This is a genomic window from Pseudomonas sp. NPDC089534, assembly GCF_044749305.1.
Taxonomy (GTDB): domain Bacteria; phylum Pseudomonadota; class Gammaproteobacteria; order Pseudomonadales; family Pseudomonadaceae; genus Aquipseudomonas; species Aquipseudomonas ekonensis.
Genome location: NZ_JBIVHR010000157.1, coordinates 1 through 7,575, shown reverse-complemented (window position 1 = coordinate 7,575; position 7,575 = coordinate 1). Strand labels below are relative to the sequence as shown.

Sequence of the window (7,575 nt, the reverse complement as noted above, 5' to 3'; positions counted from 1 at the left end):
GGGTATGATCGGCGTTTACGTTGTCCCAGCCAAGTTAGTGGACGTCGACCACCGATGCTAATCACCAAGCTCTTGCTAACCAGTTTCACCTTCGTGGGACTGCTCGCACTCGCCGGTTGTTCATTCCCCGGGGTTTACAAAATCGACATCCAGCAGGGCAATGTCGTCACGCAGGACATGATAGACCAGTTGCGTCCGGGAATGACCCGGCGGCAAGTGCGGTTTATCATGGGCAACCCCCTGATCGCCGACACATTCCATCCCGACCGCTGGGATTACCTGTACAGCCTGCAGCCAGGCGGCGGCGAACGCCAACAGGAACGCATCAGCGTCAACTTCAACGCAAACGACCAGCTGGTCAGCCTGTCCGGCGACTTCATGCCCGGCGTGAGCCGTGACGAAGCCATTCTCGGCAAGGACAACGGCACCACCGTGACCGCCCCTGCCACAGAAAACGGCGAGAAGCCGAAACCGGAAAAACCGGTCAAGCCAGGTTCCCTGCTCGATCAGATCCAGAAAGACGTGGATGGCGTGGAAACCGTTCCGGTGCCGACGCCGGAGCCGCTGGAAACCTCGCCGCAATAATCTGCGACACAATAAAAAACCCGGAGACTCCGGGTTTTTTATTGCCTGGCGCCTGGCCGGCTCACTGCTTTCGGGCTTTGGCCTCGGCGGCCTTGGCCGCACGCAGACGCCGCACCTCTTTCGGGTCGGCCAGCAGCGGGCGATAGATCTCGATACGGTCGCCGGCCCTCACCGAACGGTTCTCCGGGTCGGCGACCACCTTGCCGAAAATGCCCAACGGACAAGCCGCCAGATCCAGTTCCGGACACTCGCCGCCGATGCCCGACGCCAGCAGCGCAGCGCGCACCGTCGTGCCCTCGCCCACGCTCACCGAACGCAGAATCTGACGGTCGACGGCCGCATACACCACTTCGATCTCGATCACCGGATCAGCCATGTTTCTGTTTGGCACGCTGGCAGAACGCATCCACCAGGGTGTTGGCCGCCTGGTTGAACAGCGGGCCGAGTGTGGCGCGCACCAGCGGGCCGGCGTAGTCGAAGGACAAGTCCAGGCTGATCTTGCACGCCTTCTCGCCCAACGGCTTGAACACCCAGATGCCGTGTAGTTGCGTGAACGGCCCCTCTTCGAGGTTCATCTCGATCGATTGCCCCGGCACCAGCGTGTTGCGGGTGACGAAATGCTGGCTGAGGCCGCCCTTGGCCACGCCGACGCTGGCGCGCATGTAGACGTCCGAGCTTTCCAGCACCTCGGCGGACGAGCACCACGGCAGGAACTCCGGGTAGCGCGCCACGTCGTTGACCAGGTCGTAGAGAAACTGCGCCGGATAGGGCAACAGCGCCGAACGTTGAATATGTGTCGTCATGTCAGCGTCACTTCCAGAGCTGGGCGGCAAACACCACAAGAATGCCGATAGGCGCCACATAGCGCATCAAGAACAGGGACAAGGCGAACAGCGCCGGGCTGCGGATCGACAGTTCGTCGCGCACCGCCTCACGCCCCATCACCCAACCGGCAAACATCACGAAGCACAACCCGCCGAGCGGCAGCATGATCCGCGAAGTGAAGAAGTCGATCACGCCGAAGAAGTCCAGACCGCCCGCCGCGCCCCACTGGTAGAGGTGGAACAGGCCACCTTCGTTCACGAAGAATTTGGCGTCCTTCCAGATGTTGAAGGAGAACACCGTCCCCAGGCCGACGAACCAGCAGATGAAGGCCAGCCAGAACGTCACCCACGCACGACTGATTTTAGTCCGCTCCACCAGATAGGCGACCATCGGCTCCAGCAAGGAAATGGCCGAGCTCCAGGCGGCGATAGCCACCAGGACGAAAAACACCACGCCCATCAACTGACCGAACGCCACGTTGCCGAAGGCGAACGGCAGGCTGACGAACATCAGCCCCGGCCCTTCGCTGGGGTTCAGGCCACCGGCGAACACAATCGGAAACAACGCCAGCCCCGCCAGCAGCGAAACGAATGTGTCGAGCAACGCCACGCCCACGACAGTGCCGGACAGCGAGGTGTGTTTCGGCATGTAAGCGCCATAGATCATGATCGAACCGACGCCCACGCTGAGCGAGAAGAACGCATGCCCCATCGCCGGCAGCAGGCCGTCGAGCACCTTGTCCGGATGGAAGTCGAACATGAAATGCACGCCTTCCATGAAATGCCCGGTGGTCATGCTGTAGCCGAGCAGCACCAGCACCATCACGAACAGCAGCGGCATCATGATCCGCAGGCTGCGCTCAAGACCGGCGACCACGCCCTTGGCGATCACGACGGCCGACAGCAGCATGAACACGGTGTGCCACAGCGTCAGGCGCCACGGGTCGGCGATCACGTTGCCGAAGTAGGCGCCCACCTGATCGGCGCTGGCGCCCTGGAAGTCGCCGCGCCCCATGTCGACGATGTAGTCCAGCGACCAGCCGCCCACCACGCTATAGAAAGACAGGATCAGCAGCGCCGTGATCATCCCGGCGAACGCGCCCCACGACCACTTGGCCGTGTGCCCCGCCTCCAGCGCCAGCACCTTCAGGGCGTTGGCCGGGCTTTGCCGGGCGCGCCGGCCGATCAGGGTTTCGGCGAGCATCACCGGGATCCCGATCAGGGCGATGCACGCCAGGAACATCAGCACAAAGGCGCCGCCGCCGTAGACCCCGACCATGTAGGGGAACTTCCAGATGCTGCCCAAGCCCACGGCCGAGCCTGTCGCCGCCAATATGAAAACCCAGCGGCTAGCCCAACTGCCGTGGACAGAAACCTTGTCTGTCGACATCGTTTATCACGCCCAAGCGTTCGAAAAAGAGGCCGCATTGTCCGGGATTCACTCAACCTGCTCAAGCGCGCGCATCACCGTAGCCGCCAGCCGTTTATCTCCATATAATGCCGCCCCTATGGCCAAACAGAAAAAACACCCAACAGGAACCATCGCGCAGAACAAAAAGGCGCGACACGATTACTTCATCGAGCACAAGTTCGAGGCCGGTCTGGTTCTGGCCGGTTGGGAAGTAAAGAGTCTGCGGGCAAGCAAGCTGCAGCTGGTCGACAGCTACGTGCTGCTCAAGGATGGCGAAGCCTGGCTGCTCGGCAGCCACATCACGCCATTGATGACCGCCAGCACCCACGTCATCGCCGACCCGGTGCGCACCCGCAAGCTGCTGCTCAACCGCCGCGAGCTGGACAAGCTGTCCGCCGCCGTCCAGCAGAAGGGCTACGCCTGCGTATGCCTGTCCTTCTACTGGAGCAAGCACATGGTCAAATGCGAGATCGCATTGGGCAAGGGCAAGAAGGAATACGACAAGCGCGACACCGAGCGCGAACGCGACGCCGGCCGCGAGCTGCAGCGCGCCGTGCGCAACAAGGGCAAGGAAGACTGACGCCAGGCTTGCTGTGGCGAGGGAGCTTGCTCCCGCCGGGGTGCGCAGCAGCCCCAAGATCGATGGCGCCTGCTGCGCAGGCGGGCGGGAGCAAGCTCCCTCGCCACAGTCAAGCCAGGCAATCCGCCGTCACATCCCCTTGCGCCGCTCCGCCCGGGCCACGCGCTGAACTTCCTGACGCACTTCCTCCAGCACTTCCTGCACATACAGAATGTGCCGGCTGGACACTTCTCGCGCCTGTTCCGCCCGTCCTTCGACAATCGCCTGATACAGTTCCCGGTGCTGGGTGATCAGCATGTCGCGGGTTTCCGCGCGCTGCTTGTACATGCCGCCGATGTTGGTCACCACGTTGCGCTTGAGCAGATCGAACAGCCCGCGGATGGTGTGCAGCAACACGGCGTTGTGACTGGCTTCGGCAATCGCCAGATGAAATTTAGCGTCCGCCGCGCCCTCTTCCGCCCGGCTCACTTCGTCGTGCCGTGAATAGCAATCCTGCAGCTCCTCGAACGCCGCCGTCAGCCGCTCGCGATCCACTTCGGTCGCGCGCAATGCCGCGTAATAGGCGCACGATGCCTCCAGGGTGTGCCGAAATTCCAGCAGATCGCGCTGGGCCTCGGGATTGCTCTCCAGCAGTTGCAGCAACGGATCGCTGAACGTCGAACCGAGGCTTTCCACCACATAATTGCCGCCGCCCTGGCGGCTGACCAACAGGCCCTTGGCCGTCAGCTTCTGAATCGCTTCGCGCAGCGAAGGCCGGGACACCCCGAACTGTTCGGCCAGCGTACGTTCGGCCGGCAAGCGTTCGCCGGACTTCAGCGTGCCCTCGAGGATCATCCCCTCAAGCCGCTCGACAATATCGTCAGACAAACGGCGCTGACGTATCTGATCAAACCCCATCACTCAATTCTCCACGACCCCGACCGCTCGCCGGGCTCTCTATTCTGGCCTATCGCCGCGTTGCCGGCACCTCTCAGATCCCGTCGATTTGAACGGCTCAACCGGTTCGGGCGTCCGGTTGTTCGACAAAAGTTTTAGGGCGGCAAATTGACACACCGATATCGAGGCTTTTACCCTAGCCGACAGCGATTGTAAATTGGTCTTACCAATTACCCAAATTGCTGACAGTGCCTGACCAACAACAATTAGGGGCCACCCCATATGCAAACCTGGCAACAGCTCTACAGCCCGCTCGGCAGCCTCGGCGTGTCCGCGCTCGCGGCCGTCATCCCTATCGTGTTCTTCTTCCTCGCCCTGGCGGTGTTCCGCCTCAAGGGCCACGTCGCCGGCAGCATCACCCTGGCGCTGGCCATCGCCGTGGCGATCTTCGCGTTCCACATGCCGGTCGACATGGCCTTCGCCGCCGCCGGCTACGGTTTCGCCTACGGTCTGTGGCCGATTGCCTGGATCATCGTGGCGGCCGTGTTCCTCTACAAACTGACGGTCAAGAGCGGCCAGTTCGAGGTCATCCGCAGCTCGGTGCTGTCGATCACCGACGACCAGCGCCTGCAAGTCCTGCTGATCGGCTTCTGCTTCGGTGCGTTCCTGGAAGGTGCCGCCGGGTTCGGCGCACCGGTGGCCATCACCGCCGCGCTGCTGGTGGGGCTGGGCTTCAACCCGCTGTACGCCGCCGGCCTGTGCCTGATCGCCAACACCGCGCCGGTCGCCTTCGGCGCACTGGGGATCCCGATCATCGTCGCCGGCCAGGTGACCGGCATCGACGCGTTCAAGATCGGCGCCATGACCGGCCGCCAACTGCCGCTGCTGTCGCTGTTCGTGCCGTTCTGGCTGGTGTTCATGATGGACGGCCTGCGCGGCGTGCGTGAGACCTGGCCGGCTGCGCTGGTGGCGGGCCTGAGCTTTGCCGTGACCCAGTATTTCACCTCGAACTTCATCGGCCCGGAGCTGCCGGACATCACCTCGGCCCTGGCCAGCCTGATTTCGCTGACCCTGTTCCTGAAGGTGTGGCAGCCGAAACGCGCCGCCGGCCAACACATCGCCGGCGCCGTTTCCGCTTCGGTGGTGACGGCCAGCGCAGGCGGTTTCGGCCAGAAGCGCACGACCGTCGAATCGCCCTACAGCCTGGGTGAAATCTTCAAGGCCTGGTCGCCGTTCCTGATCCTCACCGTGCTGGTGACCATCTGGACCCTCAAGCCGTTCAAGGCCATGTTCGCCGCCGGCGGCTCGATGTATGCCTGGGTGTTCAATTTCGCGATCCCGCACCTCGATCAACTGGTGATCAAGACCGCGCCTATCGTCGCCACGCCGACCGCGATCCCGGCGGTGTTCAAGCTCGACCCGATCTCCGCCACCGGCACGGCAATCTTCTTCTCCGCGCTGATCTCGATGGCAGTGCTGAAGATCAACTTCAAAACTGGTCTGACCACTTTGAAAGAGACCTTCTACGAGCTGCGCTGGCCGATCCTGTCGATCGGCATGGTGCTGGCGTTCGCCTTCGTCACCAACTACTCGGGCATGTCTTCGACCCTGGCCCTGGTGCTGGCCGCGACCGGCGCGGCGTTCCCGTTCTTCTCGCCGTTCCTCGGCTGGCTGGGCGTGTTCCTGACCGGCTCGGACACCTCGTCCAACGCCCTGTTCAGCTCGCTGCAAGCGACCACCGCGCACCAGATCGGCGTCAACGACACCCTGCTGGTGGCCGCCAACACCAGCGGCGGCGTGACCGGCAAGATGATCTCGCCGCAATCGATCGCCGTGGCCTGCGCCGCGACCGGCCTGGTGGGCAAGGAATCGGACCTGTTCCGGTTCACCCTCAAGCACAGCCTATTCTTTGCAACGATCGTCGGCCTGATCACCCTGGCCCAGGCCTACTGGTTCACCGGCCTGCTGGTGCACTGAGACGACGAGCCATAAGGAAAAAACCGACGCCGGTCCGTGATTCCGGCGTCAGCAATTCACACCCCGGTCTGTAAGGCTGCTGAAAGCAACGCGCTCTATATTCGGCAGCCGCACAGACGGATAACCGGGCCCACCCGGAGACACGCCTGATGAGCGAGCTTTTCTACAACGCCGTGCCCAACGCCACCCGCGTCGCACCGCCCCTGCCCGAACCCCGGCAATACCCCGGCGAGAAACCATCGCGGGTCTATCTGTTCGGGACCTGCGTGGTGGATCTGTTCTACCCCGAAGCCGGGATGGACGCGATCCGCCTGCTGGAGCGCGAAGGCATCCGGGTCGACTACCCGCAAGGGCAGACCTGCTGCGGACAACCGGCCTACACCTCCGGTTACACCGAGCAGGCCCGGACCGTGGCGCGCTCGCAACTGGCGCTGTTCGCCGGAGACTGGCCGGTGGTCGTGCCGTCGGGCTCGTGCGCGGGGATGATCCGCGAGCATTACGCCGACTTGTTCAAGGACGAGCCGGACACGCTGCAACAAGTGCAGGCCCTCGCGGCCCGCACCTATGAACTGGCCGAGTTCCTGCTGTTCGTCTGCAAGGTGCAGCTTCTGGACAGCGGCGAGCCGGTGAAGGTCGCCTTGCACACCTCGTGCTCGGCGCGCCGGGAGATGAACACCCACCTGCACGGCCGCGAGCTGTTGGCGCAGTTGAGCAACGTGGAACGGGTCAACCATGACCATGAAAGCGAATGCTGTGGCTTCGGTGGGACATTCAGCGTCCGTATGCCAGACATTTCCGGCGCGATGGTGGCCGACAAGACCCGCGCCCTGAAGGAATCCGGCGCGCACCAGGTGCTGAGCGCCGACTGCGGCTGTTTGATGAACATCAACGGCTCGCTGGAGAAACAAAAGGAAGCGCTGCGCGGCCAACATCTGGCCAGCTTCCTGTGGCAGCGGACCGGAGGTGCGAAGTGAGCGCCTCGACGATCATTCCTACGGTTGCCGTAGAAGAAGATTTCCGCGCCCGGGCCCACAACGCCCTGGGCGACAAGCAGTTGCGGAACAACTTCCGCACAGCGATGGACTCACTGATGGCCAAGCGAGCCGCGGCCTTCGGTGATGCCCACGAAAGAGAACACCTGCGCGCTTTGGGCAATGCGATCAAGGCCCGCGCGCTGTCCAAGCTGCCCGACCTGCTCGAGCAACTGGAACAGAACCTGACCCGCAACGGTGTGACTGTGCACTGGGCGGAAACGGTGGACGAAGCCAATGGCATCGTCCTTTCGATCATCCGCGCTCACGAGGCGCGGCAAGTGATCAAAG

At 63.1% G+C, this 7,575-nt stretch carries 8 protein-coding genes and 1 pseudogene; 5 read left to right on the top strand and 4 right to left on the bottom strand.

Features of this window, described 5'->3' with window-relative positions:
• Window positions 1-54 precede the first annotated feature (54 nt).
• Window positions 55-585 (top strand): outer membrane protein assembly factor BamE, encoded by a 531-nt coding sequence (locus ACIP0B_RS27430; protein WP_400838134.1) that lies wholly within the window; start codon window positions 55-57, stop codon window positions 583-585.
• A 61-nt stretch (window positions 586-646) separates the two neighbouring features.
• On the opposite strand, the gene ACIP0B_RS27425 is transcribed toward ACIP0B_RS27430, so the two are convergent.
• The 3 genes from ACIP0B_RS27425 to ACIP0B_RS27415 are packed head-to-tail and all read right to left on the bottom strand — an operon-like array spanning window position 647 to window position 2,799.
• Window positions 647-961, bottom strand: coding sequence for an RnfH family protein (locus ACIP0B_RS27425; protein WP_400838131.1), 315 nt, complete (start codon window positions 959-961; stop codon window positions 647-649).
• On the bottom strand, window positions 954-1,388 hold the full coding sequence (locus tag ACIP0B_RS27420; RefSeq protein WP_085578409.1) for a type II toxin-antitoxin system RatA family toxin: 435 nt from the start codon (window positions 1,386-1,388) through the stop codon (window positions 954-956). The genes ACIP0B_RS27425 and ACIP0B_RS27420 overlap by 8 nt, the downstream gene beginning before the upstream one ends.
• 7 nt (window positions 1,389-1,395) lie before the next feature.
• Window positions 1,396-2,799: a sodium-dependent transporter gene (locus ACIP0B_RS27415; protein ID WP_400838128.1), complete on the bottom strand. Its 1,404-nt coding sequence runs from the start codon at window positions 2,797-2,799 to the stop codon at window positions 1,396-1,398.
• Window positions 2,800-2,917: 118 nt separating this feature from the next.
• On the opposite strand from ACIP0B_RS27415, the gene smpB reads away from it, so the two are divergent.
• The gene (gene smpB, locus ACIP0B_RS27410) at window positions 2,918-3,400 is read left to right on the top strand and encodes an SsrA-binding protein SmpB (protein ID WP_085578405.1); all 483 of its coding nucleotides are present in this window, start codon (window positions 2,918-2,920) and stop codon (window positions 3,398-3,400) included.
• Window positions 3,401-3,529: 129 nt separating this feature from the next.
• Here the strand turns inward: smpB and ACIP0B_RS27405 are convergent, their stop codons facing one another.
• Window positions 3,530-4,297: an FCD domain-containing protein gene (locus tag ACIP0B_RS27405; RefSeq protein ID WP_400838123.1), complete on the bottom strand. Its 768-nt coding sequence runs from the start codon at window positions 4,295-4,297 to the stop codon at window positions 3,530-3,532.
• Window positions 4,298-4,558: 261 nt separating this feature from the next.
• On the opposite strand from ACIP0B_RS27405, the gene ACIP0B_RS27400 reads away from it, so the two are divergent.
• The 3 genes and pseudogenes from ACIP0B_RS27400 to ACIP0B_RS27390 form a co-directional block, all read left to right on the top strand.
• Window positions 4,559-6,253 carry a lactate permease LctP family transporter gene (locus ACIP0B_RS27400; protein ID WP_400838120.1) on the top strand — a complete coding sequence of 565 codons (1,695 nt, stop codon included), beginning with the start codon at window positions 4,559-4,561 and terminating at the stop codon, window positions 6,251-6,253.
• A gap of 149 nt (window positions 6,254-6,402) precedes the next feature.
• Entirely contained in the window at window positions 6,403-7,227 is an 825-nt protein-coding gene (locus ACIP0B_RS27395; protein WP_400838117.1) for a (Fe-S)-binding protein, read from the top strand.
• Window positions 7,224-7,575: pseudogene (locus ACIP0B_RS27390) on the top strand ((Fe-S)-binding protein); the annotation flags it as partial. The gene ACIP0B_RS27395 and the pseudogene ACIP0B_RS27390, both read left to right, overlap by 4 nt.